The organism is Pseudomonas sp. HY13-MNA-CIBAN-0226 (assembly GCF_040310305.1).
GTDB classification, from domain to species: Bacteria; Pseudomonadota; Gammaproteobacteria; order Pseudomonadales; family Pseudomonadaceae; genus Aquipseudomonas; species Aquipseudomonas gregormendelii.
Genome location: NZ_JBEOPS010000199.1, coordinates 1 through 278, shown reverse-complemented (window position 1 = coordinate 278; position 278 = coordinate 1). Strand labels below are relative to the sequence as shown.

The window sequence follows — 278 nt, the reverse complement described above, 5'->3', positions numbered from 1 at the left end:
GACCAACACGCCGACAACGCGGCGGTGGTGAATGATCGGCGCACCAAGGAACGAGGCGTAGCGCTCTTCACCGGTTTCGGCAAAGTAGCGATAACGCGGGTGATCGGCCGCGTTCTCGAGGTTAAGGGGTTCTTCACGCGTCCCCACCAGGCCCACCAGACCTTCATTGGGCGCCATGCTGACCTTGCCGATAGAGCGCTTGTTCAAGCCCTCCGTGGCCATCAGCACAAAACGGTTGGTCTCGGGGTCCAGCAGGTAAACCGAGCAGACCTGGCTGC

Annotated in this window: 1 protein-coding gene; it reads right to left on the bottom strand. The window is 61.5% G+C overall.

Annotated elements, in window-relative coordinates; translation table 11 throughout:
* On the bottom strand, positions 1-278 hold a 278-nt coding region (locus AAEZ05_RS28395), incomplete at both ends, for a GAF domain-containing protein (protein WP_350649907.1).